Origin of the sequence: Acetobacter fabarum, from assembly GCF_040702925.2 — a bacterium.
Taxonomy (GTDB): domain Bacteria; phylum Pseudomonadota; class Alphaproteobacteria; order Acetobacterales; family Acetobacteraceae; genus Acetobacter; species Acetobacter fabarum_B.
In genome coordinates this window covers 1-254 of the sequence record NZ_JBFCXX020000106.1, presented here as the reverse complement: position 1 = coordinate 254, position 254 = coordinate 1, and the positions used below count along the sequence as shown (strand labels likewise).

The 254-nt window shown below is 67.3% G+C and carries 1 protein-coding gene; it reads left to right on the top strand.

Translation table 11 applies throughout. The annotated features are described in order from the left end of the window. Window positions 1-254 (top strand): hypothetical protein (locus AB2L51_RS15290; RefSeq protein WP_400922709.1); only part of this gene is annotated, 254 nt, incomplete at both ends.

The window sequence follows — 254 nt, the reverse complement described above, 5'->3', positions numbered from 1 at the left end:
GAAGAAACCCAAGAGCGACTGGCGCAGCCCGCTGCCCGCCTACCTCGAAGCCCACCGCACCGGTCTGAGGGACAGCCTCAGGCGCATGGTGCAGCAGCCCATAGGTACCTTTCTCACCTGCCTGGTGATGGGCATCGCCCTGGCGCTGCCCATGGGCGTGTCGCTGCTGCTGAAGAACGTCGAGCGCCTGGGTGGCTCCTGGCAGCGCGCGGCACAGATCTCGGTGTTCCTCGACCTGCGCACCGGTCAGGACC